The sequence below is a fragment of the Comamonas guangdongensis genome, assembly GCF_041079535.1.
Lineage (GTDB): Bacteria > Pseudomonadota > Gammaproteobacteria > Burkholderiales > Burkholderiaceae_C > Comamonas > Comamonas guangdongensis.
Window position 1 is genome coordinate 187636 of record NZ_JBFYGN010000003.1, and the last position, 25409, is coordinate 213044.

The window sequence follows — 25409 nt, forward strand, 5'->3', positions numbered from 1 at the left end:
TTCACCTCACCAGTACCGGTACCAACGGGCCTATGGTTCCGCCTGCAAAGCCGCTGGTAAAGCAGGGGCTGTTGGGTGCGCTCGCCAAGCCCAGGTACTCGAAATGCGCCACCGTAGAGCTAGGCTGAAGGGGGTCCAGCATCAGCATGCAGGCAAATTGGTTCTTGAAAATGCCGCCACCAACAATGGGTATGGGCACGATGCGGCGGTCGGCACCCGTAGCCTTGAGGGTGGGTGTCTGGGCCACGGTCTGGTAGCCGCCGGTGCTGATGCCGCATGCCGCCGGGGTGGCTCCACAAGGCGTGAAGGCCAAGCGCTGGGCCAGAAAGTTGGGCGTGCCATTGGCAGAGCTTCCCTGATAGGCATTGCCGATATTGCCTGCCCCGTCGTGCCCCTGCCAATTGGAGGTGTTGTAGATGAAGCTGGAGTAATCGGGCTGGCCCGTGGGAGAGCTGGGGTTGCTCTTGTAGATGCCGAAGCGGAAGTTCCAGTATTCGACCACCGTGGTCTTGGTGCCTGGCGTAGTGATGGACTGATTGGGCGAGGGCGAGATGCAGTAGCCGTCGCGCATTTCGCTGTTGGTTGTGTTGGCGTCGGTTGTGCCGTCCAGATTGCCCCAGGTCATGGGGCCGTTCTTGGGGTCGAAGGTGATCCATTGGCCGGTGACGTAGGAGCCCTGCGGCAGCACAACGGGAATGATGCAAGCTGTTTGAGAGGGGGCGCGGGTCGCCACGGCGCGGGTGCTTACGCTGCCGTTGGCGGGGAAGCCGGCGGTGTTTCCCGAGAAAGCCCCCATGGCCTGCATCAGCCACAGGTGGATATTGGATTGCGTGTGCGTGCACTGCGAATAGACGGCGGACGCCGGGGCCGTGGTGGCCGCGTAGTTTTTGTCGAGGAAGCTGATATCGGCAGCCGTGATCTGGCCCTGGCCGCTCCAGTTGGCCGACTGCAGATTCACACCGTTCAGATTGCCGGCCGCGCTGCCCGCGCTGACCGCGCGGGTGATGGCGTCTGACTGTCCATTGAGTTCACGCGCGGCGGCCAGCGCGCAGCTGTCCAGCGCGGTTTGCAGCTCGGTCTTGACGATGAACATGCGGCCGAAGTCCAGGGCGATGCCCATGAAGCCCAGCAGTAGCAAGAGGGCCAGAGCCGCTGTGATGATGATGGCTCCATGTTGCCGGCGCTGTGCGCCGCGGCGGCCGGTGCCTCCGGCACGCCGCGCCAGAATCGAGGCAAGAATGCGGGTGCTCATGATGGACTCTCATTGGACGGGATAAGCGGTTATGTGGTGGCATGTCGGGGGCGGTCGGCGCGGCAGCATGGCCGCCGCGCCTTCCCGCGTTGACATGGCTTTCAGGTACATGTGCTGGTGGTCAGACAGTTCGTGACTCGGGTGATGAAATCTGCGAACTTGCCACCGGCCAGGCCCTGCAATGCCAGTACCAGCGCGATGGATACAACGGCGATGATCAGCGCATATTCGACAACCTGCGCGCCTTCATCATCCTGCGCGAGGCGGCGCAGGTGATCGTTCCATAGAGCGGACGGGTACATGGCGTTCTCCTGTATCCAGGACGGGTCCCGGTTACGAGCAGGTGGTGGTGGTCAGGCAGTTGGAAACGCGCGTGATGAAGGAACTGAAGCCGCCGCCGGAGGCGGTGAGGGCTTTGAGCGCAACCACCAGCGCAATCGAGACCACGGCGATGATCAGTGCGTATTCGACGACTTGAGCGCCTTCCTCGTCACGGGCGAAGGACAGCAGGGAATTGCCAAATTGATGAGCGATGTTGGACATGATGAAACCTCGTAAGTGGATAAAGGGATTGGAGACATATCGGAAACGTCGGCGTGTGAGGCCGGTGGCTGGCGTGCAAGGCCGGTGTGCGATCTGGACTCCTTTCGGGATCTGATTGGCTGAAATTGTTAAGCCTGTGGTCGAAACTTCGCGGTTCAGGGCGTGCTTCCACCGGTACCGCTGCCGCTGCCCGAGTTGTTACCGGTCAGCGAGCCACCGATGTTGATGACGTTGACCACCTGCGGCGGGGTCTTGTAGCTTTGCTCGTACCTCTCCATGGTGCGCCGTGTGGCGCGGCCGTCCATGCCGGTGGCGCCATCGGTGCCGACGCCAACGGTCTTGCCGGCATCGGGGTTGATGGTCATCTGCATGCGGGCGGTGCGCACGGCCTCGCCGAAATGGGCGTCATAGTTCGGGGTGGTGGTGCTGCAGCCGGCCAGCAAGGCGGTGGTGGCCAGTGGAAGCAGGATGGTGTTCTTGATCATGGCGAGCCTCCGCTGTTATGAGGGCGAGTTCTGGGGATCGGTGCGCCCGGCGGCGGGCTCTGCCGGCGATTGAGGTTGGAGCTCCGCGGGGGAGGCGGCCGCAGCCGGTACGGGCTCGGCCATGGCCGCAGGCATCGAGGCCGGCATTGCCGCAGGGGCCTGTGTCAGCGGCGCGGGCGCCGGAGCGGGCTCCGTCATGGAGGCCGGCGTTGCGGCAGGCATGGCTGCGGGGGCCTGTGTCTGCGGGGCGGGGGCCGGTTTGGAGCCTTCAAGTGCGCCGTTCAGATAGACCTCGGTGCGCGAGGGCGGCACATGGTTGTCGGTGGGTACGCGCGGTGCTTCGGCCAGAGCCTGTACCAGGCGCGGGGTGATGACGAACATCAGCTCGGTCTGATCGGTCTGGAATTCCGTGCTGCGGGCCAGAGCTCCGAGCACGGGGATTTCGCCCAGACCCGGAAAGCGCTTGACGGCTTCGGTGATGTTGTTCTTGATGAGGCCGGCAATCACCAGGCTTTGCCCGTCATTGAGCTGCACCGTGGTGTCGGCGCGCCGCACCGTGAGCGAAGGGATGATGGAGGTGACGCCGTTGATCGTGGTGAAGGGCGAGCCGGTCTGTGACAGGTCGGACACTTCGGACACCAGCTTGAGGTTGACGCGTGAATTGCCGAGCACGGTGGGCGTGAACTTGACGCCTATGCCGAACTCTTTTTCCTCCAGCGTCATCACCGGTATGCCGGTGGTGTTGGTCTGAGCCACGGGAATGAAGATCTTGCCGCCCGAGAGAAAGCTGGCCTGCTGGCCGCTGATGGCCATGATGTTGGGCTCGGCCAGAACCCGCACCAGGCCGTCGTCCTTCTGGCCGTCTATGCTCAGCGAGGCCTTGCCTATGCGCATGGCGTTCAGCAGTCCGCCGCCATTGCTCAGGAAGCTGGAGAGAATGGTGTAGGTGTTCATGCCATTGCTGGTCACGCGCTGGCCGGCAATGCTGGAGCCCAGCTTGTCGAGCAAGGTCTTGCTGACCTCGGCGATCTTGACTTCTAGCATCACCTGATGCGGCGAGGTGGTGCGCAGCAGGTTGACGATCTTCTTGCTGTCGCTGTAGGCACTGGCCAGCGTCACCACGTCATCCAGGCGCAGCGGGTTGCTGATTTCACCGCTGAGCACCAGGGCGTTGTCGGCGCCCTGGACACGGATGCCGCGTTCCTCGGGCATGAGTTCGGAGAGCTTGGCCTGCAGCGGACCGGGGTCGATGGTCACGACCACATCCTTGATGAAGCAGGTGCCCTGGGCATTCTGCAGGATGACGTTCATGGCGCCGGACCTGCGGCCGCGAAAGAACAGATCCCTGGGACTGAGCAGCTGCACCTCGATGTCGCCGATGCCTGTCTGCTCCTGCGTCTGCATTTGCATCTGGCCGCCGGCGGGCGCCGCCGCCTGGTTGTTGCCGGGCGTCTGCCCGCTGACCAGAATGCGAGCCATGGGGGAGCTCAGCGGAATCACCACGGATTTGCCCAGCGTGACGGTGGCCGGATCTTCCATGCGGATGGCCGTGCAACGCCGAGCCGGCACCGAGGCTGCAGAGGGGGCGGCGGCGCGGGGCGCGGCGGGCGCAGGGGTACCAGCCGGTTGGGCCTCGGCGGACAGTGCCGGTGCGGCACCGGCGAGCAGCATGCTGGCTGCCATGTATAGGTGATGGTATTGCACGGCCTACCTCTCTAAGTTGTTGGTTGTTGGAAGTCAGAAGCAGTTGAGCGTGCGGCTGCCGTCCTGGATCACCTCGACGCATGTGGCTGGCGAGGACTGCGGAGCGGGCCGTGCGCGCTGCACCGCGGGTTTGGCGGAGGCCGCCACCTTGACGGGAGCGCTTGCCGAAACCGGTTCGGGCGTGCCGAACAGCTGGTGCTTGGTGATGCCGGCGGTAGTCACCGGGTCCTTGTCGACCTGGTTGCGCAGTACCAGAGAGAGATTGCCCACGCTGCGTGCCAGGTCCAGCTTTTCGGCATCTTCGGGACTGAGTTCCAGCGTCACGGCGCTCACCACCTTGGGCTTGGTCTCATCGCGGCCCGCTTCCTGTGCCACGGCCAGCACCAGCACGTTTTCCAGCACGGTCTTGCTGATCTGGCGCGCCTCTTCCATTTTGCCGTTCTGCTCTTGCTGGGCGTTGACCACCACGTCCACGTAGTTGCCGGGCAGCGCAAAGCCCGCGACACCGACCACATCGTTGACGCGCACCGTCATGGCCCGTTTGCCCGGAGCGATGATGGCGGCCAGTCCGCCCTTGGTACCCTCGGGCGCCAGCTTGCCTTCCAGCACGGCTTCGCCGCGCAGAACGCCGACCTTGGCGACGCGATCCTGCAGCTTCTGTACGTCGTGGAAAGCGCCGGCCGGAATCGAGCCACGGGGCCAGTCTGCGGTATCCAGCATGGTGGGCGTGATCCTGCTGCCCAGTGGAATATCGGTGACCGCGACGACCACCTTGTCGGCGTCTATGCTGCCCCGCCGGGCGACCCAGTTCGCTGCGTAGACCGCAGCGGCCAGGCTGGCGAGTGCAGCCAAGACGAACAAGCCCAGAGCCTTGAGGTTTTTCATGGGGACCTCCCGCTATGCCGTTGTAAGTGTTAAATCCAAGCGAACTGCCTAGCCACCAGGAACGCAGTGGTTCCGAGGGCGATGCTGACGCCGTAAGGCAGCTTGCCTACCGACTGCGCCGAAGCTGTTCGGGCGTCGGGCAGGCCCCCTGCGGCGACCGTGATGAACAGCAGTTGCGTGGTTTGCTGCACATTGCGTATAAGTTTGGCGGCCATGCGATGCCACAGTGCGTAGGTCACCGCCGCAATGCCGCCTGCGATGAAGACGAAAATCACTGCATGCCAGGCGCCGTTGGGACCTAGGAAAGCGCCGGTCATGGCCATCAGCTTGACGTCGCCGGCGCCCATGGCGCGCAGCACATACAGCGGCAGCATGAGCGCCAGGCCCGTGGCCAGCCCGCCCAGGGCCCACAGCGGACCGCCGCCATGGTGCGGGGCAAAGAAGCTGAACAGCAGCGCCAGGGCGGTGCCGCCGAAGGTCAGCAGATTGGGGATGCGGCGGGAGCGCAGATCGCAGATGGAGGCTGCCAGCAAAAGCAGCAGCAGCGTGAGCGAGCGCGGATCGGCGAGAAGCGTGCCGACCAACTCGGTTGCGGCTCGGAATTCGGAGAAGTTCACGGTACACCCCCATTCGCTATGGGTCTTGCGAAGCGCGTTCCGCGTCAGCTGTTGACGCTGGGCATCAGATGGGCTGCCGACCTGGGGGCCGTGTTCTAGTCATCCGTGCCGGTTCACGCTTCAGAAGACATGCAACAAAATTAAAAATATCTATCAATTACTCAAACTCGTTGAGCAAATGGTATTGATCAAAAAAATTCCAATCAAGCTTTTTCTGTCGTTAGTTAAAAGGTATTTCTAGGGCAAAAAAGAGCCCCCTAGAGGGGGGCTGGGGCCGAGTAAGAAAAACTCCTTCACTCACTTGAGGCGGCGGCCTCCACGAGGAACTGCACCCTGCGTTCGCCTCGCCACTCGTTGATGTCCAGGCGGTAGGCCAGGGTCATGCGGCTGGGCAGAGGGTCGGTGTGGTTGAACCAGATGCCGTCGACCTTGGCGCCGTGGTGCAGCAGCTCAAGCTTGAGGTGCTTCTCGCCGACCAGGCGCTGCGACATGACTTCCAGTTCCTCGCTGAAAGTGGGGGCCGCAAAGCCCTGGCCCCAGACGGCCAGCTGCAGCTGGTCCACGAGTTCGGTATCCAGCCACTGCGGAGCGAGCGGACCGTCGGTTTCGAGGCGGCGCGTGAGCGTGGCGGCGTCTAGCCATTCCTGGGCCACCTGGGCCAGGGCCTGCTCGAATTCGTCGAAGCGTGCCTCCTCGATGGTGCAGCCGGCCGCCATGGCATGGCCGCCAAAGCGCAGCAGCAGGCCGGGGTGGCGCTTGCTGACCAGATCCAGCGCATCGCGCAGATGAAAGCCGGGAATCGAGCGGCCCGAGCCCTTGAGCTCATGCTCCTTACCGGGTGCGCCACTGGCAGCGAATACAAAGCTGGGGCGGTGCAGCTTGTCCTTGATGCGCGAGGCCACGATGCCGACCACGCCTTCGTGGAAGTCGGGGTCGAAGACGCTGATGGCCGGCGGCGGCGTCATGCCATCCTCGCACAGGCCCTCGGCCATGAGCAGCGCATGCTCGCGCATGCCGACCTCGATCTCGCGACGCTCGCGGTTGATGCTGTCCAGCATGCGCGCCAGATTGTCGGCGCGGCCCGCGTCCTCGGTGCTCAGGCATTCGATGCCGATCGTCATGTCGGCCAGACGGCCGGCCGCGTTGATGCGCGGGCCTAAAGCGAAGCCGAAGTCGAAGGTGGTGGCGGCGTCGAAGCGACGGCCCGCGGCGTCAAACAGCGCGCGTATGCCGGGCTGCATCTGGCCCTTGCGGATCTGCTTGAGGCCCAGGGCCACGAGGCGGCGGTTGTTGGCGTCGAGCTTGACCACATCGGCCACGGTGCCCAGGGCCACCAGCGGCAGCAGGGTCTCCAGCCGCGGCTGGTTGTGGCGATCGAAGCGGCCGCGCGCGCGCAGCTCGGTGCGCAGGGCCAGCAGCACGTAGAACATCACGCCCACGCCGGCCATGGACTTGCTCTCGAAGCCGCAGCCCGGCTGGTTGGGGTTGACGATGGCATCGGCCCGCGGCAGATGTTCTCCCGGCAGGTGGTGGTCGGTGACCAGGACGGACAGGCCAAGCTCCTTGGCTACCGCCACTCCCTCGACGCTGGCAATACCGTTGTCCACGGTGATCAGCAGGTCGGCGCCGGTTTCCTTGACGCGGCGCGAGATGGGGGCGGTGAGGCCGTAGCCGTCGACCACGCGGTCGGGCACCAGATAGTCGACATGTGCCGCGCCCAGCAGGCGCAGGCCGCGCAGGCCCACGGCGCAGGCGGTGGCGCCGTCGCAGTCATAGTCGGCCACGATGCACAGGCGCTTTTGCTGTGCGATGGCATCGGCCAGCAACTGCACGGCGGTATCGATGCCGCGCAGGCCGGACGGTGCCAGCAGCCGGGCCGGTGCCTCATCGAGCTCGTCGGGCGAGCACACGCCGCGCGCCGCATAGAGCTGGGCCAGCAGCGGATGAATGCCGGCCTGCTGCAGGGCCGAGACGCTGTCGCCGGGAATATCGCGAGTAATGATTTTCATCGCCGGGCCGCCCCAAGATGAAAATGCGGCCCCCTCGGGGGGCAGCGAACTACGCGAAGCGAGAAAGCGTGGGTGGCATTTTTCATAGCATTTCTCGCAGATCAGGTAAGCGCTTGGGGCTGAAAAGGTTCTTGATTCTGTCCATGAAGCCGCGTGATGCACTCGTCCATTGCACGGCATTGCGCTCGCCGCAGAGCGTGAGCGTGACGGGCTCGCCGCGGGCGGCGCGCTGCTGCAGCTGGGCGATCAGGCCCGCGTCGAGCTGCTGCCAGGCCTGGCGCCAGCCCTGCACATCGCCTTGCAGCGCGGGTCGGCTCAGATCGTCGATGCACACGGCCTGCGGCGCCGCCGCGGGCAGGCTTGGCAGGCTGCCCGTGCCATGCACCCAGAAGGAGTTGATGGGGGGCAGGCCGCGTTCGCTGCGCCGGTCGTTGAAGACATGGGTGTAGAGCAGCATCTGCAGCTCGGTCTGCAGGCGCTGGATGACGGCGCCCTGAATCGGGTCGGGAAACCAGGGGCGCACATCGCGCCCCAGAGCCCGGTCCATGGAGGCTGTGGCCAGCTTCTCGAAAGCCGCGCCGCGCGCCAGCCAGGTGTCGGGACGCAGATATTCGAGTTCGATGCCGTCGTCGCTGAACCAGGGCTGGATCAGCGCCAGCAGCTGGCGCGATTCGTCCTCGCTCAGCGGCGTGCTCGCCGGGTCGGTCTGGTGGACCTGATCGGGCGTGATATGCCAGTGGCATGGCGTGATGAAGGCGCAGGCCTGCGCCGTTTCGCGCGCCGCCAGAGCGGCCCAGGGAATCAGGCCCGCGGTATCGGGCAGCTGCATGGCGCCGGCCAGCACGCGTTCGTGAGGGGGAGAGAAATCCAGTTCGCTGCCCTGCACCACACTGCTGGGCGCAAGCGTGGCCAGCAGGGCTTGCAGATGGGGCAGGTTCAGTCCATCCCAGGCCTTGGTCGCATCGGCGGGACCGTCGGCATAGGCAACAATGATTTCGGAAGCGCCTGCGGCCAGGGCTTGGGCGGCAGGATGCAAAGGCGCGGTCAAAGACATGGGCGCTATTGTCGTGCATGGCCGCCGGCCGGGCTGCTGCCCGGCGGTTTGTCACCTCGCGGGCATGTTCTTTAGCGTGTAGACCAGGCTGTAGCTGGCATCGTCCGCAATCGCCGGCATGCCGGCGTTCCAGGCTTCCCAGTCGGCGCGCATGCGCTGCAGCCGCTCGGGCTCCTGAGCCGCCAGATTGGCGCGCTCGCGCTCGTCCCGGGACAGATTGAACAGGTATTCATTGCCTTCGACCTGCAGATATTTCCACTCACCCACGCGCAGCGCGCGCTGGCCGCGGTAGAGCATGCGCCAGTACAGCGGGCGGGCGAACTCCGCGCCTTCGCCCTGCAGGACCGGGAGGATGGAGATGCCGTCCAGCGGATAGCCGGGATCGGCGGCCACGCCCGCGACATCGAGTACCGTGGCCGACCAGTCCATGCTCATGCATTGCTGGGTGCTGCTGCGGCCCGCGCCTATCACGGCGGGCCAGTGTGCGATCCAGGGCACGCGGATGCCGCCTTCGGTCAGGTCCATCTTGCCGCCCACGAGAGGCCAGCTGTCCGAGAAGCGCTCGCCGCCGTTGTCGCTGGTGAAGACGATCAGCGTGTTGTCCAGCTGGCCGTTGCTGCGCAGCGCCTCGACGATCCAGCCTATGCCTTCGTCCATGTGATGGATCATGCGGCGGTACTGGTGGATGTTGCCGCCGGCCAGATGGGTGATGCCCGCGCCCAGCTGCTCGGCGGCTTCGCGGTCGTCGCGGGTCTCCCAGGGCCAGTGCGGGGCCGTGTAGTGCAGGCTCAGGAAGAAGGGGGCATCGCCCTCGCTCATGCGGTTGACGAAGTCCACGCTGCGCTGCGACAGCAGGTCGGTGAGATAGCCCTCGTCGTGGTGTTCCTCCTCGCCCACCCACAGGTCGTGCTGGCCGGCCGAGCTCAGATGGGTGAAATAGTCCACGCCGCCCGACATGGGGCCGAAGTATTCCTCATAGCCTGAACGCAGCGGGCCGAAGTGGGGCGGGTAGCCCAGATGCCATTTGCCGATCAGCGCTGTGCGGTAGCCCGCGTCCTTGAGCAGCGAGGCCACGGTGGGAATCTCGGGAGGCAGGCCCAGCTTGGCGCCCAGCGGCGTGCCGCGGGTCTTGCTGTTGATGGGTTCCTCGGCCGCGCCGCGCAGCCGGTACTGCCAGCGTGCCGTGGCCAGCGCGAAGCGCGTGGGCGAGCACACGGGCGAATTGGCATAGCCCTGGGTGAGCTTGAGGCCGTTTTTCGCCAGCGAGTCGAGCACGGGTGAAACAGGACCGAAGTCGGCCTCGCGGCCGCCGTAGCAGCCCAGGTCGGCATAGCCCAGGTCGTCGGCCACGATGAAGATGATGTTGGGGCGAGTCATGGAAAGCGGGGAGTTGTTATGCGTAGAGAGGCCGGGGCGCTGGCAGGCCCCGGGCCGTTATTCCATCTTCATGCCGGTGGCCTGGATCACGGCCTTGTAGCGGCTGGCCGTGCTTTGCAGGCGCTTGGCGGCCGCATCGCCGGTCAGACCTTCGTAGGCCAGGTCGTTGGTGCGCATGCGCTCGCGCAGCTGAGGGTCCTTCATGGCCTGCTCCAGGGCGGCCTGAATCTTCTGCACCAGGGGCTCGGGCATGGCGGCCGGGACCCAGAGCACAAACAGCACTTCCTGCTCGAGGCTCTTGTGGCCGAGTTCGGCCACGGTGGGCACGCTGGGCACCAGCGGATTGCGTTTGGCCGTGGTCACGGCCAGCGGCATGACCTTGCCTGCGCTGACCTGGCCCAGCATGGCCGAGGAGCTGATGATGCCGCCATCCACCTCGCCCGCCAGAATGGCGGTGCTGGCCGGCGCATTGCCCTTGTAGGGCACATGGCTGACCTTGGCGCCGGTTTCGCTGCTCAGGATGGCCGAGGCCAGATGGCCGGGCGTGCCGTAGCCGGCCGAGCTGAGCGTGAGGCCGTCCTTCTGGCCGCGCTCCAGGAACTGGCCCAGCGTCTTGATGCCGGTCCTGGGATTGACGGCCACCATCATGCCTTGCGAGGCGATCAGCATCACGGGACGCAGATCGCTGTTCTTGAACGGCATGCTCTTGTAGATGAAGGGGTTGACGGTGAGGGTGGTGTCGATGCCTATCAGCAGCGTGTAGCCGTCTGCGGCGGCCTTGGCCGCGTTGTCCGAGCCGATATTGCCGCCCGCGCCGGGACGGTTGTCCACCACGAAAGCCTGCTTGGTCTCGCGCTGCAGCAACTTGCTGACGCTGCGCGCCAGGATGTCGGCGGCGCCGGCGGGCGCGAAGGGCACGATCACGCGCACGGGTTTGCTGGGCCAGCTGGCTGCCGGCTCGGGCTGGGCATGGCCGGCAGAGGCCGCGCAGCCCAGCAGCAGGCTCAGGCTGGCCTGGAGAAGACGGCGGCGAACGGCGATCGGATGGGGCATGGCATCACTCTCTGGTTTGCGGAAACCGCGGGGCTTTGGGAAAATCCCGGCCGGTTTCCCTTGTCTCTGTTGGTGGAGCTGCGACTGTAGGAGTCGGCACCACAATTGATCTAATCAACTGATTTCCGTGAATACCCGAGAGCCGACCTCCATTCACCAGATGCTGCTGTTTCGCATCAACCGCTTCTTCGGCGTGGCGGGCGGTGTGGCCATGCGCATGTGCGAGGCCCGCTTCGGCCTCACGCGCCGCGAGTGGGGGGTGATGGCGACCGTGGCCACCCATGAGGGGCTGCTGTCCTCGGAGCTGGCGCAGAAAGCGCTGCTGGACCGGGCGCGCACCTCGCGTGCGCTGAGCGGGCTGGAGGGCAAGGGCTGGGTGCTGCGCCGCCCGCTGGAGGGCGACCGGCGGCGCGTGGCCATCTACCTGACCGAGGAGGGGCGGCGCATGTACGCGCTCATCCTGCCCGAGATGGCCCGCATCCATGCCGACATCGTTTCCGCGCTCAGCGATGAGGAGCTGGCGCTTTTCGACGGCCTGCTGGCCAAGCTGCAAGCCCATGCGGCGACGCTGGAGCAGCAGCTGCGCTATGCCGATCTGCCGCGCATAGGCCGCAGCAAGCGAGCGGGCCGCTAGGGCGAAAAGCCCCAGAAGACTGGCACCGTCGGCAAGGCATTGCGGGCAATGCCACAATGCGGGCAACATGCAATTCCCCTACGAACTGGCCGTGGGCTGGCGCTATACCCGGGCGGGGCGCGCCACACGCCGCAACGGCTTCATCTCCTTTATCTCCGGTGTCTCCATGCTCGGCATTGCGCTGGGCGTGGCAGCCTTGATCATCGTGCTGAGCGTGATGAACGGCTTCCAGAAGGAAGTGCGCGACCGCATGCTCAGCGTGGTTTCCCATGTGGAGATTTTTGCGCCGCAGGGCGCGCCGTTGCCCGATGTGGAGCGCACCATGCGCGAGGCGCGCTCCAACCCCGAAGTGGTCGGCGCCGCGCCTTTTGTCTCGGCCCAGGCATTGCTGGCGCGCGGCGAGGACATGAAGGGTGCGCTGGTGCGCGGCATAGACCCGGCGCGCGAGGGCGAGGTCACGGACCTGGCGGCCACCAGCGGCGAGGTGCTCAAGCGCCTGGTCCCGGGCGAGTTCAAGGTGGTGCTGGGCATAGAGTTGGCCCGCTCCCTGGGCGTGAGCGAAGGCGATGTGATCACGTTGATCGCGCCCAGCGGCCAGGTCACGCCCGCCGGCGTGCTGCCGCGCATGAAGCAGATGACGGTGGCGGGAACCTTCGACTCCGGACACTACGAGTACGACTCGGCCCTGGTGATGATGCATTACGAGGATGCGCAGCGCATCTTCCGCCTCGAAGGGCCGACCGGCATCCGCCTCAAGCTCAAGGACCTGCACGAGGCGCCGCGCGTGGCCCACGAGCTGGCCAATACCTTGACGGACCGCCTCTTCATCCGCGACTGGACCCAGCAGAACAAGACCTGGTTCGCTGCCGTGCAGCTGGAAAAACGCATGATGTTCATCATCCTCACGCTGATCGTGGCGGTGGCGGCCTTCAATCTGGTGTCCACGCTGGTGATGAGCGTGCAGGACAAGCGCGCCGACATCGCCATCCTGCGCACCCTGGGCGCTTCGCCCTCGTCCATCATGGGCATCTTCATGGTGCAGGGCGCCATGGTCGGCGTGATCGGCACGCTGGCCGGCCTGGCCCTCGGTCTGGCGATCGCCTTCAATATCGACGTGATCGTGCCCGCCATCGAGCAGCTGCTGCACGCGCATTTCCTGCCCAAGGACATTTATCTGATCAGCAAGATGCCCAGCGAGCCGCAGAGCAGCGACATCGTGCCTATCGCCGTCATCTCCCTGATTCTTTCCTTTGTGGCCACGATCTACCCCAGCTGGCGGGCCAGCCGCGTGAACCCTGCGGAGGCACTACGCTATGAATGATTCCGTGATGGGCCAGACCGTGCTGGAAGCTCGGGGCCTGACCAAGCGCTTTGCCGAAGGCAAGCTCGATGTGACCGTGCTGCAGGGCGTGGACCTGCAGGTCAAGGCCGGCGAGACGCTGGCCATAGTCGGGGCTTCGGGCTCGGGCAAGAGCACCTTGCTGCACCTGCTGGGCGGGCTGGATGCTCCGACCACGGGCAGCGTGACCCTGATGCAGCAGCCGCTGCATCAGCTCAGCCCGCAAAAGCAGGGTGCGCTGCGCAACCGGCATCTGGGCTTCATCTACCAGTTCCACCACCTGCTGGCCGAGTTCTCGGCCCAGGAGAACGTGGCCATGCCGCTGCGGATTCGCCGCGATGCCCGGGAGGACTGCCTGGAGCGCGCCGCCGAGATGCTGCGTGCCGTGGGCCTGGAGCAGCGCCTGGCCCACCGCCCCGCGGAACTGTCCGGCGGCGAGCGCCAGCGCGTGGCGATCGCGCGCGCTCTGGTGACCCGTCCGGCCTGCGTGCTGGCCGATGAACCCACGGGCAATCTGGACCGCGGCACGGCCGAGACCGTGTTCGGCCTGATGCTGGAGCTGGCCCGCAGCCATGGCACGGCCTTCGTGATGGTCACCCACGACGAATCGCTGGCCGCGCGCTGCGATCGCGTGGTGAGGCTGGTGCGCGGTCAGCTGAGCTGAAGCGCCAGGACTTCCGGTCTTTGAAGTTTGATGCGGCTGCGGCCGCTTATCAATAAGCGCCTGCAGCTGCGTTTCTGATAGCGAGGCTGGCCTGTTCGCGCGCCTGGGCGCGCAGGACGGCGGGCGTCGGCCCCGGCCGGCCGCCGCCGTCCACATCCTGGGCGGTCAGGTCGTCGGTCACCTCGCGCAATCTGGCGGATTGGGTCAGCGAGGCCTGAACGACTTCGGCAATGATCTGCGTGACCTGGCGCGAGGCGCTGACGATCCCCTCCATGGTCGAGCCCGCTGCGCGCACCTGGCTCACACCCTGGCTGACCTGCTGCACCGAGGCCTGTATCAGCTGCTTGATTTCCTTGGCGGCTTCGGCGCTGTGCTGGGCCAGCTGGCGCACCTCGCTGGCCACCACGGCAAAGCCCCGACCCTGCTCGCCGGCGCGCGCAGCCTCCACCGCGGCATTGAGGGCGAGCAGATTGGTCTGGAAGGCGATCGAGTCCATCACGCCGATGATGTCGCTGATCTTGCGCGAGCTGGCGCTGATGGATTCCATGGTCGCCACCACCTGCTGCACGGTCTGTCCCCCGGTTTCCGCCACCTGGCAGGCATCCTGGGCGAGGTCATTGGCCTGGCGCGCATGGTCGGCGCTGTCGGTCAGACCCTGCACCGTCAGGCGCAGGGTCTGGGCCGCCGTCACGCGGCGCGTGATGTTGGTGGCGAACTTGACGATCTTGAACGGCCGACCATCGGCGTCCAGGATGGGGTTGTAGCTGGCCTCTATCCATACCTGGCGGCCGTCCTTGCCCAGGCGCAAATACTGCCCCGTGTCATGCTGGCCCTGGCCCAGCTTGCGCCAGAACTGCTGGTAGGCCGCGCTTTGCCGCTCATGCGGCGGCACAAAGATCCCGTGGTGCTTGCCCACCACTTCGGCCAGCGTATAGCCCATGGTCTGCAGAAACAGCGGATTGGCCGTGAGTATGGTGCCGTTGAGGTCGAACTCGATGATGGCCTGAACCTTGGCGATTGCCTCGAGCTGGCCGCGCGCATCGGCCTCGCGCTGCTGCTGGGCGGTGATGTCGATCGCATATTTGACGACCTTGCAGGGCCGGCCCTGAGTGTCGAGGATGGGGTTGTAGCTGGCCTGCAGCCACACATCCTGCCCCTGGCTGTTGATGCGGCGATAGCGGCCGCTGTCATGTTCCCCGGCGGCCAGGCGTTGCCAGAATACGGCATAGGCGGGCGAGTTGCGGGTCTCCTCGTCAACAAACATGCGGTGGTGCTGGCCCAGGATTTCCTCGGCACGGTAGCCCATGGTGCGCAGAAAATTGTCGTTGGCCGCAAGCACATGGCCTTGCAGATCGAACTCGATCACGGCCTGAACCTGGTCCAGCGCCGCGAGTTTTCCCAGCATGTCGCTGCGCTGCTGCTTGTGGTGCAGATGTTCCCAGAGGCCACGGTGCAGAAAACCGGTCATGAAGCGCTCCCTTCGCCGTTCACGGAGGCTCAATGGTTGATTTGCTTCAAGATGTTTCACGTAGGACAAGGCTGAATCTTGCATCTGTGTGGTGCCGGTGCTGCCCGGTCCGCGCCGGTGGCATGATGCGTTCATGCCTTGCTGGATAGACACCCATTGCCATCTCGATGCCGCCGAGTTCGAGGCGGACCGCGACGCGGTGCGCGCCGCCGCCAGGGAGGCGGGCGTGGCGCATCTGGTGATCCCCGCGGTGCAGCGCAGCCATTGGCCCCAGGTCGCGGCCCTGGCGCGGCGCCATGGCGACAGCTATGCGCTGGGCATCCATCCGCTGTATACGCCGCGAGCCCAGGAGTCCGATATCGCGGCCCTGCGCGAGGCCCTGCAGCAGCACAGGGAGGATCCGCGGCTGGTCGCTGTCGGCGAGATAGGCCTGGATTTTTTCGTGCCCGGGCTGGATGCGCAGAAACAGATCTGGTTCTACGAGCAGCAGCTGGGGCTGGCGCGGGAGTTCGCCCTTCCCGCCATCCTGCATGTGCGTAAGAGCAGCGACCGCCTGCTCAAGGCCTTGCGCGCGGGCAAGCCTGTGGGAGGCATAGCCCATGCCTTCAACGGCAGCGCGCAGCAGGCGCAGGCCTTCATCGACCTGGGCTTCAAGCTGGGTTTCGGCGGTGCCGTGACCTATGAACGTGCACTCAAGCTGCGCGAGCTGGCGGCCACTTTGCCGCTGGAGGCCCTGGTCATGGAGACCGATGCCCCCGATATTCCGCCGCACTGGCTCTACACCACGGCCGAGCAGCGCGCGGCCGGCCTGGCCCAGGGACGCAACAGCCCTGCGGAGCTGCCGCGCATTGCGGCGCAGGTGGCGCAGCTGCGCGGCATCTCCGAGCAGCAGTTGGCCGAAGCGAGCAGCGCCAATGCGCGCGCAGCGCTCGGCGGTCTGCCCGCGCTGGCCTAGTCAAGCCCAGGCCCGGACCCAGGCCGGTATCCGGTGTATGCGCGGGCTTGAATACGAAAACCGGCTTCAGGCCATGTGGATAAAGCGCTAGCTGCTCCTCTTTTGAATGCCTTGGCGCAGCGCGGGTGCATACAGCCTGGGCGACAATCGGCCATGTCCCATGATTGCACTTCTGCCCCCGGCCTGCGCAGGCAAGGCCTGGCCGCCGTGGCCGACGAGCGCACGCGCGCCCTGGTGCTGGGCAGCTTCCCGGGCGAGCGCTCGCTGCAGCTGCAGCAGTACTATGCCCATCCGCAAAACCAGTTCTGGCCGCTGCTGCAGGCCCTGTGGCCGCAGCATCTCCAGCCGCCGCGCGAGGATTACGCGGGCCGCTGTGAATGGCTGCTGGCGCGCGGCCTGGGCCTGTGGGATGTGTACGCGAGCTGCGAGCGCGAGGGCAGCCTGGACAGTGCGATTCGCGCGGCCGCGGTCAATGACTTTGCGGGGCTGCGCCGGCGTTGCCCGGATCTGAGGCTGGCGCTGCACAACGGTGGCGAGAGCTTCAAGCATGCGCGCCAGACCGAGGCCCTGGGGCTGGTCGCCATCAAGCTGCCATCGACCAGCCCGGCCAATGCCGGCTGGTCATTCGAGAAAAAACTGCAGGCCTGGCGCGAGGCGCTGAGCGGCCACGGCCTGCTTTGAGGATTGGTGAGAAACGTGATTCGTAAAACCCGTGGCGGTGCCAAGCCCGCGCAAGACAAGAATGCCGCCGGCCCGCAGGAGCTGCCCGAAGTCAGCGTCTCCGACGACGGCGATGTGCGCTATCTGCACCTGGGCACGCCCTGGGTCCAGGGCTCGATGCGCATCAAGGACCCGTTCGATATCGATCTGGAATATGTGCAGCGCATGATGGGCTGGCTGCTGTTTGCCGAGCCTGCCTCGGTGGCGCAAAAGCATGCGATGCAACTGGGCCTGGGGGCGGCCGCGATCACCAAGTTCTGCCACAAGAAGCTGCGCATGAAGACCACGGCCATCGAGCTCAATCCCCAGGTGCTGGCCGTGTGCCGCAGCTGGTTCAAGCTGCCGCCCGACAGCAGCACGCTCAAGGTGGTGCTGGCCGACGCGGCCCAGGAAATCAAGAAGCCCGAATGGCAGGGCACGGTGGACGCGCTGGCCGTGGACCTGTACGACCACGAGGCGGCGGCCCCGGTGCTGGACAGCGCCGAGTTCTATGCCGACTGCCGCAATCTGCTGACCGAGGACGGCATCATGACCGTCAATCTGTTCGGCCGCTCGTCCAGCTTTGACAAAAGCCTGGACCAGATGGCCCAGGCTTTTGGCGAGGACGCGCTCTGGGCCTTCAGGCCCACGCGCGAAGGCAATACCGTGGTCCTGGCCCAGCGCACGCCGCGGGCCCTGGATGCGGCCGAGCTGGATGCGGCCTGCGACCGCGTCCAGGCCCGCTGGGATCTGCCCACCGCACGCTGGGCCAAGGTGTTTGTGTCCGCGCGCGATGCCGGTGCCGGCTCCAAGCCGGCCAAGCCCAAGGCCAGACCGATTGCAAAGCCTGTGTAAAGCCGGCTCCGCGGATATTGAGTCGCGCGGATTTGTGCCGATCATCCGTGCATGACGATCAGCGCCATCTCTTCCAGCTCCTCGGGCCCGGCCGCTACGGCCGCCAGCACCGCGTCGCGCATCCAGCAGCTGCAAAAGCAGATCCAGGATGCGGGCAACGAACTCAAGCAGGTCGCGAGCAGCGATACGGACGCCGAGACCAAGCAGCGCCAGACTCAGCTCTTGCAGGCCAAGATCCAGATGCTGCAGGCGCAGATCGAGGCCTTGCAGAACCAGCAGGCCCAGGAGGCGCAGAAGTCTGCGCAGCGCGCCGCCGGGCAGCAGGGCGCCGAAGCCGTGCAGCGCCGCAGCGGCGGCAGCCTGGGCGCCCTGGTGGACGAATACGCCTGAGCTGGATCAGCCGGGCCGGCGTCTGGGCCCAGCTTTACATGGCCGCCGCGATGCGGGCGCGCCGGAGGGTTTACATTCGGGACAGTTTTGTTGCCGCATGTCCGCCATGTCACTGACCGAAGCCAGCTTTTCCCAGTCCATCAAGCCTGCCCTGCATCAGGGGCCGCTGGATTGGCGCACGGTGGTGCAGTGGCTGCAGCAGGACGGCGTGATCAGCGCGCAGGAGGCGCAGCGCACGGTGGCCCGCTGCTCGGCCGCCGAAAGTGCGCAGCTGCCGCTGGTGCGCCTGGCCAATGTGGGGGTGGTGAGCCTTGAGACCGGCCGCCCGCTGGACCTGGAGAGCCTGACCCAGTACCTGGCCCGGCGCAGCGGCCTGGCCTATCTGCGCATCGACCCGCTGCGCGTGGACGTGGGGCGGGTGGGCGAGGTCATGAGCGCCAGCTATGCCGAGCGCCACAAGGTGCTGCCGGTGCAGGTCAGCGCCAAGGAGGTGGTGATCGCCACGGCCGAGCCCTTCATCACCGACTGGGTCGGCGAGGTGGAGCGCCAGGCGCGCCGCAGCGTGCGCTGCGTGGTGGCCAATCCTCTCGATATCAAGCGCTACACGGCCGAGTTCTTCGCCCTGGCCAAGTCCGTGCGCGCGGCGGAAAAAGCCGGCGGCGCCGCGGCGGCGGCCAGCTTCGAGCAACTGGTGGAACTGGGCAAGAGCAACAAGCAGCTCGATGCCAACGACCAGGGCGTGGTCAGGGTGGTGGACTGGCTGTGGCAGTACGCTTTCGACCAGCGCGCCAGCGACATCCACCTCGAGCCGCGGCGCGAGCAGGGGGTGATCCGCTTTCGCATCGATGGGGTGCTGCACCCCGTCTACCAGATGCCCATGGGCGTGCTCAATGCCATGGTGGCGCGCGTCAAGCTGCTGGGCCGCATGGACGTGGTGGAAAAGCGCCGGCCGCTCGACGGCCGCATCAAGACCCGCAACCCGCGCGGCGAGGAGGTGGAGATGCGTCTGTCGACGCTGCCCACGGCCTTCGGCGAGAAGATGGTGATGCGCATCTTCGATCCCGAGAACACCGTCAAGAATCTGGATGCGCTGGGCTTCAGCGCCCACGATGCGCAGCGCTGGGAAGAGCTGGTCAAGCGCCCGCACGGCATCATTTTGGTCACCGGCCCCACGGGCTCGGGCAAGACGACCACGCTGTACTCCACGCTCAAGCGCGTGGCGACCGAGGAGGTCAATGTCAGCACCGTGGAGGATCCGATCGAGATGATCGAGGCCAGCTTCAACCAGACCCAGGTCCAGCCCCAGCTGGATTTCAATTTCACCGAAGGCCTGCGCGCGCTGATGCGCCAGGACCCGGACATCATCATGGTCGGTGAGATCCGGGATCTGGCCACGGCCGAGATGGCGGTTCAGGCCGCTCTCACGGGCCACCTGGTGTTCTCCACGCTGCACACCAACGACGCGCCCAGCGCGGTCAGCCGTTTGATGGAGCTCGGCGTGCCCGCCTATCTGATCAACGCCACCTTGCTGGGGGTGCTGGCCCAGCGCTTGGTGCGCACGCTGTGCGCGAGCTGCAAGCAGCGCGATGAAGCGGCCTCGCCCGAGGAATTGGCCGAAACCGTCAAACCCTGGAAGCTGAGCGGCAGCTACCAGCCCTACAAGCCCGTTGGCTGCGAGGACTGCCGCATGACGGGCTACCGCGGCCGCATGGGCCTGTACGAGCTGCTGATGGTGACAGAGGCTCTCAAGAAGCAGATCCATGAGGCGCCATCGATGGACGCCCTGCGCCGCCAGGCCGTGCAGGACGGCATGCGGCCGCTGCGCCTGGCCGGGGCTTTGCGCGTGGCCGAAGGCGTGACCACCCTGCCGGAAGTCCTGGCCTGCACCCCGTTGATGAGCGAAATCTGAGCTGCTCAATGTGTGCGCCTGCTTGCGTCTTGATGCAGGCAGGCAAAGCATTCCATGGCCGTTTTCTGGATACGGGAAATGTGTGCAAAACGTCGGCACTAGGGTATGCCCTGTGTAGGTGGAATCCACATCAGGTCGGCTTTGTAATGAAACGAAAATCGCCCAGTCGTGATTTCCGTAAGGAGACGTTTTGTGAAAATCAAGAGCCAGAAAGACTTTTTCTCCGGTCTGATGTTCTTGGTCGTCGGCCTCGCTTTTGCGATCGGCGCATCCAACTACAACATTGGCACCGGAGCCCGCATGGGTCCTGGATACTTCCCGCTGATTCTGGGTGTACTCATGTCCCTCCTGGGCGCCGCCATCTGCGTGGGCAGCCTGACCAAGGGCCCCGAGGGCGGTGACAAGATCGGCAAGTGGGCCTGGAAGCAAGTGTTCTTCATTCTTGCCGCCAACTTTGCCTTCGGCATCCTGCTGGTCGGTGTTCCCGGCCTGGGCATCCCCCAGTTCGGTCTGATCGTTGCGATCTACGCACTGGTCTTTATCGCCAGCTGTGCCGGCGATAAGTTCAACTTCAAGGAAACAGCTGTTCTGTCCACCATCCTGGCGGTCGGCAGCTATATCGCTTTCGTGTGGGCGCTGAACTTGCAGTTCCCCGTATGGCCTAGCTTCATCGCAGGCTAATCAGGAGCATCGTCCATGGATCTGATTCAGAACTTGTCGACGGGTTTTGGCGTGGCTTTCACGTTCCAGAACCTGATCTACTGCTTTGTGGGCTGTCTGCTGGGTACGCTGATCGGCGTGCTGCCCGGCATCGGCCCGGTGGCGACCATCGCCATGCTGCTGCCCGCGACCTACGCACTGCCCCCCGTGGCGGCGCTGATCATGCTGGCCGGTATTTACTACGGCGCCCAGTACGGTGGTTCGACCACCGCCATTCTGGTGAACCTGCCTGGCGAGTCGTCCTCGGTGGTGACCGTGATCGACGGCTACCAGATGGCCCGAAAAGGCCGGGCGGGTCCGGCGCTGGCGGCTGCCGGCATCGGCTCCTTCTTCGCCGGCTGCGTGGGTACCGTGATTCTGGCCGCCTTCGCTCCTCCGCTGACCGAAGTCGCGTTCAAGTTCGGCCCTGCCGAGTACTTCTCGCTGATGACCCTGGGTCTGATCGGTGCCGTGGTGCTGGCTTCCGGCTCGCTGCTCAAGGCGATCGCCATGATCGTGCTGGGTCTGCTGCTGGGCATGGTGGGTACCGACGTGAACTCCGGTGTGGCCCGCTACAGCTTTGACATCCCCGAGCTGACCGACGGCATCGACTTCGTCGTGATCGCCATGGGTGTGTTCGGCTACGGTGAAATCATCTCCAACCTGGCCCAGCCCGAAGACGAGCGCGAAGTGTTCGCTGCCAAGGTCAGCGGCCTGATGCCCAGCAAGGAAGACTTCAAGCGCATGCTGCCCGCCATGCTGCGCGGCACGGCCCTGGGCTCGGCCCTGGGTATCCTGCCCGGTGGCGGCGCCATGCTGTCGGCCTTTGCTGCCTACACCATCGAAAAGAAGACCAAGCTCAAGCCCGGTGAAGTTCCTTTCGGTCAGGGCAATATCCGCGGTGTGACGGCTCCCGAGTCGGCCAACAACGCCGGTTCGCAGACTTCGTTCATTCCTCTGCTGACCCTGGGCATTCCTCCCAACGCCGTGATGGCGCTGATGGTGGGTGCCATGACCATCCACAACATCCAGCCCGGTCCTCAGGTGATGACCAGCAACCCCGAACTGTTCTGGGGTCTGATCGCCTCCATGTGGATTGGTAACCTGATGCTGATCATCCTGAACCTGCCGCTGATCGGCGTCTGGATCAAGCTGCTCACCGTGCCCTACCGTTGGCTGTTCCCCTCCATCGTGCTGTTCTGCGCGATCGGCGTGTACGGCACCAACAACAATGCCTGGGACGTGTGGATGGTGGGTATCTTCGGCTTCATCGGCTATGTGTTCCACAAGCTGGGTACCGAACCTGCACCGCTGCTGCTGGGCTTCATTCTGGGCCCGATGATGGAAGAGAACCTGCGTCGTGCGCTGCTGCTGTCGCGCGGTGACTGGAGCGTGTTCGTGACGCGTCCCATCTCCGCAGGTCTGCTGCTGGGTGCCCTGGCTCTGCTGATCATCGTGCTGCTGCCCGCGGTGAAGAACAAGCGCGAAGAAGCTTTCGTGGAAGACTGATAGTCGACCCGAGCGCTGATTCAAGCCAAAGCGGCCCGCAAGGGCCGCTTTTTTTATGCCGGCAGTTTTGCGCGGGCCCATGCCGATGCAGGCGGCACAATAGGCGCAGTTTGTAGAGGATTGCATGGCTTCATCTCTTTTGCCCGCGCAGCACCCACAGCGGGTCTTGCTGCACAACGAAATCCACGCGCGCCCCGCAGAGATCATGGAGGCGCCGCTGGCCATCACCCATATCGTGATGCTGGCCGATGCGGCCCAGCGCGAGGCCAGCCGCAAGCATGTGGCCGAGCTGCTGCGCAACCATCACCAGCCTCTGCCCGACGCGGCCACCACCCATGTGCTGATCGACCTCGGCGCATTTCGCCTGCGCTGGGAGCAGCACACGGAGTTTGTGGCCTGGACCTTCACCACGCCCATGGAGCAGCCCGCGGTGGCCGAGGTGCGCGAGCCCGCGACCGCGATCGATGCCGTGCCCCATGAATGGCTGGCGGCCCTGCCGGGCCAGTGCCTGAGCTGCCTGCATCTGTGGGTGCTCAATGAGCAGGAGGTGGATGCGCCGGCCCTGGTGCGCCATCTGCTGCAGACCGAGACCCTGGTGGGCTCCTGCGTGGCCGCCGATGCGGGCAAGATCTATACCGATTTCGCCATCCATGCCGACGGTTTCTCGCGCATGCTGCTGCTGGCGGGGGCGGGCCTGTCGCCGCGTCGCCTGGGCCGATTGGTGCAGCGCATGCTGGAGATCGAAACCTACCGCATGGCGGCGCTGCTGGGCCTGCCCGCCGCGCGCAAGGCCGCCTCCGTGCTGGCCACGGCCGAGCGCGAGCTGGCCGAGCTGGCGCAGGCGATACGCGTGGCGGACCGCGACAGCGAGCCGGCCCTGCTGGACCGGCTGACCCGCCTGGCCGGCCAGGTGGAGAGCGAATATGCGGCCACGCATTCGCGCTTTTCGGCCAGCTCCGCCTATTTCGAACTCGTGGACAAGCGCATCCATGAGTTGCAGGAAACGCGGCTCAACGGCTTCCAGAGCATTCGCGAATTCATGGACCGGCGGCTGACGCCGGCGCGCGCCACCTGCGAATGGGCGACGCGGCGCCAGAACGCGCTGTCCGAGCGCGTCTCGCGTGTCAGCAGCCTGCTGCGCACGCGGGTGGAGATCGAGCAGCAGCAAAGCAGTCAGCAATTGCTGGGCACCATGAACCAGCGCCAGGACATGCAGCTGAAGCTGCAGTCCACGGTCGAGGGCCTGTCGGTGGCGGCCATCACCTACTACATCACCGGGCTCATCAGCTATCTGGCCAAGGGGGCACAGAAGCTGGGCTGGCCGGCATCGCCGGAGATGACGGCCGCGGCCGCGATCCCGGTGGTGGCCTTCAGCGTGTGGTGGTCGCTGCGCCGGCTGCACCACAAGCTGTTTCATGGGCGTCATGCATGAAATTGGCATGAAGCCGATGGCTGGATTGCGTTATTAGCTATTATTTTTGTATTCCCGGTCATGTCCGGGCGGAAACTGTGTAGAAGGAGACTGATATGGACTTGGGTATCACCGGACGCTGGGCGCTGGTCTGCGGCGCCAGCAAGGGGCTGGGTTTTGGCTGCGCCAAGGCATTGGCCGAGGAGGGCGTGAATCTGGTCATCAACGCCAGAAACGCCGAGGCCTTGCAGCAGGCCGTGCAGAAGCTGCAGGCCATCGCTCCGCAGATCAAGGTGATTGGTGTGGCCGCCGACATCACCACCCCCGAAGGCCGCTCGGCGGTGTTCGAAGCCGCGGGCGGACCGGGCAAGGACTACGACATCGTCGTGACCAATGCCGGCGGCCCGCCTCCCGGCGACTTCCGCACCTGGGACCGTGAGGCCTGGATCAAGGCCGTGGATGCCAATATGCTGACCCCCATCGAGCTGATCAAGGCCACGGTGGACGGCATGGCGGCGCGCGGCTTTGGCCGCATCGTCAACATCACCTCCAGCGCGGTCAAGGCGCCCATCGACATCCTGGGCCTGTCCAACGGGGCGCGCAGCGGCCTCACGGGTTTTGTGGCGGGCCTGGCGCGCTCGGGCATTGCGGCCAGCGGCGTGACCATCAACAACATCCTGCCCGGCAAGTTCGACACCGACCGCCTGGGCGCCACCCATGTCGCGACGGCCAGCAAGACCGGCCAGGACGTGGATGCCGTGCGCAAGGCCCAGGCCGAACAGATTCCCGCCAAGCGCTTCGGCACGGCCGAAGAGTTCGGTGCCATCTGCGCCTTCCTCTGCAGTCGCCAGGCCGGCTATATGACGGGCCAGAACATACTGCCCGACGGCGGCCTCTACCCCGGCACTTACTGATAGTCAAGCGATCGCTAAACGGCAAAGCCCCGCAATGCGGGGCTTTTTTATTTGCGCGAGGACACCACGATCCCGGCCACGATCAGCGCAAACGCGATGCCGTGGTAGGGGCGGGGTGTCTCGCCCAGCACCAGAATCGACAGCAGGGCCGTGAACAGCGGGATCAGATTGCCGAAGAAGCCGGCAATGGCGGGCGTGGAGCGCTGCACCCCCATGCCCCAGAAGCGGTAGGCCAGAATGGCCGGGCCGACGGCGATGAAGAGCAGCGCGCCCAACAAGGGCCAGCCCGCCACGAAGCGGAACTCGCCCAGCAGTGCCTCGCCGCCCGTGAACAGGCCCGACCAACCCAGGCCGAACACCAGCTGTGCCAGCAGAAAACCGGCCCACTGGGTTTTGACCTCCTGCGGCCCCGTGCTGCGCGACAGCAGCCAGGTGTATAGGGCCCAGGCCATGGTGGCCAGCACCATGAACAGATCGCCGGCCACAAAGCGCAGCTTGAGCAGAGAGGGCAGGTCGCCGCGCGACAGGACCACGGCCACGCCCAGCACCGACAGCAGCGCGCCATACACCTGCCGGCGGCTGACCGCAATACCCCAGCACAGGCGGCCTATGGCCAGCATCCAGACGGGCATGCTGGAGCTCACCAAGGTCACGTTCAGCGGCGTGGAGGTCTTGAGCGCCAGATACAGCAGCGCGTTGTAGCAGCCTATGCCAAGCAGACCCAGCACCAGGTATTCGCGCCACAGCGGCCAGATCGGGCTGCTGCTGCGCAGCACCTGCCAGGCCAGCGGCAGCAGCAGGACAAAGGCCAGGCACCAGCGCGCGAAATTGAGTGCGAACGGTGAGATCAGCTCATGGGCCAGCCGGCCCACAATGGCATTGCCGGCCCACAGCAGCGGCGCCAGGGTCAGCATGGCCACGGTGGAGGGCTTGAGAGTGGAATTCATAGGCTAGGGACTGTAACCTCGGCCATGGACGCGCCGG

At 65.5% G+C, this 25409-nt stretch carries 25 protein-coding genes; 12 read left to right on the forward strand and 13 right to left on the reverse strand.

Annotation, left to right across the window (positions count from 1 at the left end):
• Position 1: 1 nt before the first annotated feature.
• From AB6724_RS03900 to AB6724_RS03950, 11 genes are all read right to left on the reverse strand, one after another.
• A complete protein-coding gene (locus AB6724_RS03900) occupies positions 2-1252 on the reverse strand; it encodes a pilus assembly protein TadG-related protein (protein ID WP_369337190.1) in 1251 nt (416 codons plus the stop codon).
• 101 nt (positions 1253-1353) lie between these two features.
• Positions 1354-1554: a Flp family type IVb pilin gene (locus tag AB6724_RS03905; protein WP_369337191.1), complete on the reverse strand. Its 201-nt coding sequence runs from the start codon at positions 1552-1554 to the stop codon at positions 1354-1356.
• Between the two features lie 31 nt (positions 1555-1585).
• On the reverse strand, positions 1586-1795 hold the full coding sequence (locus AB6724_RS03910) for a Flp family type IVb pilin (RefSeq protein WP_369337192.1): 210 nt from the start codon (positions 1793-1795) through the stop codon (positions 1586-1588).
• A 155-nt stretch (positions 1796-1950) separates the two neighbouring features.
• Entirely contained in the window at positions 1951-2280 is a 330-nt protein-coding gene (locus AB6724_RS03915) for a hypothetical protein (protein ID WP_369337193.1), read from the reverse strand.
• 15 nt (positions 2281-2295) lie between these two features.
• Positions 2296-3951 carry a type II and III secretion system protein family protein gene (locus AB6724_RS03920; protein ID WP_369337271.1) on the reverse strand — a complete coding sequence of 552 codons (1656 nt, stop codon included), beginning with the start codon at positions 3949-3951 and terminating at the stop codon, positions 2296-2298.
• A 66-nt stretch (positions 3952-4017) separates the two neighbouring features.
• Positions 4018-4869, reverse strand: coding sequence for a Flp pilus assembly protein CpaB (gene cpaB / locus AB6724_RS03925; RefSeq protein WP_369337194.1), 852 nt, complete (start codon positions 4867-4869; stop codon positions 4018-4020).
• A gap of 29 nt (positions 4870-4898) precedes the next feature.
• On the reverse strand, positions 4899-5486 hold the full coding sequence (locus tag AB6724_RS03930) for an A24 family peptidase (protein ID WP_369337195.1): 588 nt from the start codon (positions 5484-5486) through the stop codon (positions 4899-4901).
• A 293-nt stretch (positions 5487-5779) separates the two neighbouring features.
• The gene (gene recJ, locus AB6724_RS03935) at positions 5780-7495 is read right to left on the reverse strand and encodes a single-stranded-DNA-specific exonuclease RecJ (protein WP_369337196.1); all 1716 of its coding nucleotides are present in this window, start codon (positions 7493-7495) and stop codon (positions 5780-5782) included.
• 82 nt (positions 7496-7577) lie between these two features.
• A complete protein-coding gene (locus AB6724_RS03940) occupies positions 7578-8549 on the reverse strand; it encodes a phosphoglycerate mutase (protein WP_369337197.1) in 972 nt (323 codons plus the stop codon).
• Between the two features lie 51 nt (positions 8550-8600).
• Positions 8601-9926 carry a sulfatase family protein gene (locus AB6724_RS03945; protein WP_369337198.1) on the reverse strand — a complete coding sequence of 442 codons (1326 nt, stop codon included), beginning with the start codon at positions 9924-9926 and terminating at the stop codon, positions 8601-8603.
• 57 nt (positions 9927-9983) lie between these two features.
• Positions 9984-10979: a Bug family tripartite tricarboxylate transporter substrate binding protein gene (locus tag AB6724_RS03950; RefSeq protein WP_369337199.1), complete on the reverse strand. Its 996-nt coding sequence runs from the start codon at positions 10977-10979 to the stop codon at positions 9984-9986.
• A gap of 160 nt (positions 10980-11139) precedes the next feature.
• Between AB6724_RS03950 and AB6724_RS03955 the strand changes: the two genes are divergently transcribed.
• The 3 genes from AB6724_RS03955 to lolD all read left to right on the forward strand — a co-directional run bounded on the left by AB6724_RS03955 (position 11140) and on the right by lolD (position 13616).
• Positions 11140-11613, forward strand: a complete 474-nt coding sequence (locus AB6724_RS03955; RefSeq protein ID WP_369337272.1) for a MarR family winged helix-turn-helix transcriptional regulator — start codon at positions 11140-11142, stop codon at positions 11611-11613.
• Between the two features lie 67 nt (positions 11614-11680).
• Complete coding sequence (locus AB6724_RS03960) at positions 11681-12934, forward strand: lipoprotein-releasing ABC transporter permease subunit (protein WP_369337200.1); 1254 nt, start codon at positions 11681-11683, stop codon at positions 12932-12934.
• Positions 12927-13616, forward strand: coding sequence for a lipoprotein-releasing ABC transporter ATP-binding protein LolD (gene lolD, locus AB6724_RS03965; RefSeq protein ID WP_369337201.1), 690 nt, complete (start codon positions 12927-12929; stop codon positions 13614-13616). Before AB6724_RS03960 ends, lolD begins: the two co-directional genes overlap by 8 nt.
• Before the next feature lie 49 nt (positions 13617-13665).
• Here the strand turns inward: lolD and AB6724_RS03970 are convergent, their stop codons facing one another.
• The gene (locus AB6724_RS03970) at positions 13666-15084 is read right to left on the reverse strand and encodes a methyl-accepting chemotaxis protein (protein WP_369337202.1); all 1419 of its coding nucleotides are present in this window, start codon (positions 15082-15084) and stop codon (positions 13666-13668) included.
• Between the two features lie 133 nt (positions 15085-15217).
• Between AB6724_RS03970 and AB6724_RS03975 the strand changes: the two genes are divergently transcribed.
• The 9 genes from AB6724_RS03975 (at position 15218) to AB6724_RS04015 (ending at position 24425) form a co-directional block, all read left to right on the forward strand.
• Positions 15218-16039, forward strand: a complete 822-nt coding sequence (locus tag AB6724_RS03975) for a TatD family hydrolase (RefSeq protein ID WP_369337203.1) — start codon at positions 15218-15220, stop codon at positions 16037-16039.
• Between the two features lie 153 nt (positions 16040-16192).
• Entirely contained in the window at positions 16193-16720 is a 528-nt protein-coding gene (locus tag AB6724_RS03980; protein WP_369337204.1) for a DNA-deoxyinosine glycosylase, read from the forward strand.
• A 15-nt stretch (positions 16721-16735) separates the two neighbouring features.
• Complete coding sequence (locus AB6724_RS03985) at positions 16736-17593, forward strand: spermine/spermidine synthase domain-containing protein (RefSeq protein WP_369337205.1); 858 nt, start codon at positions 16736-16738, stop codon at positions 17591-17593.
• Positions 17594-17644: 51 nt separating this feature from the next.
• On the forward strand, positions 17645-17983 hold the full coding sequence (locus AB6724_RS03990) for a FlxA-like family protein (RefSeq protein WP_369337206.1): 339 nt from the start codon (positions 17645-17647) through the stop codon (positions 17981-17983).
• Between the two features lie 106 nt (positions 17984-18089).
• Positions 18090-19892: a type IV pilus assembly ATPase TfpB gene (gene tfpB / locus AB6724_RS03995; protein WP_369337207.1), complete on the forward strand. Its 1803-nt coding sequence runs from the start codon at positions 18090-18092 to the stop codon at positions 19890-19892.
• A gap of 192 nt (positions 19893-20084) precedes the next feature.
• Positions 20085-20573, forward strand: a complete 489-nt coding sequence (locus tag AB6724_RS04000) for a tripartite tricarboxylate transporter TctB family protein (RefSeq protein ID WP_369337208.1) — start codon at positions 20085-20087, stop codon at positions 20571-20573.
• A 15-nt stretch (positions 20574-20588) separates the two neighbouring features.
• Entirely contained in the window at positions 20589-22100 is a 1512-nt protein-coding gene (locus tag AB6724_RS04005; protein WP_369337209.1) for a tripartite tricarboxylate transporter permease, read from the forward strand.
• A gap of 124 nt (positions 22101-22224) precedes the next feature.
• Positions 22225-23532 (forward strand): DUF3422 family protein, encoded by a 1308-nt coding sequence (locus tag AB6724_RS04010; RefSeq protein WP_369337210.1) that lies wholly within the window; start codon positions 22225-22227, stop codon positions 23530-23532.
• A gap of 95 nt (positions 23533-23627) precedes the next feature.
• Positions 23628-24425 (forward strand): SDR family oxidoreductase, encoded by a 798-nt coding sequence (locus AB6724_RS04015; RefSeq protein WP_369337211.1) that lies wholly within the window; start codon positions 23628-23630, stop codon positions 24423-24425.
• Between the two features lie 47 nt (positions 24426-24472).
• Here AB6724_RS04015 and AB6724_RS04020 read toward each other — a convergent pair whose 3' ends face one another.
• Positions 24473-25372, reverse strand: coding sequence for a DMT family transporter (locus AB6724_RS04020; protein WP_369337212.1), 900 nt, complete (start codon positions 25370-25372; stop codon positions 24473-24475).
• Between the last annotated feature and the right edge of the window lie 37 nt (positions 25373-25409).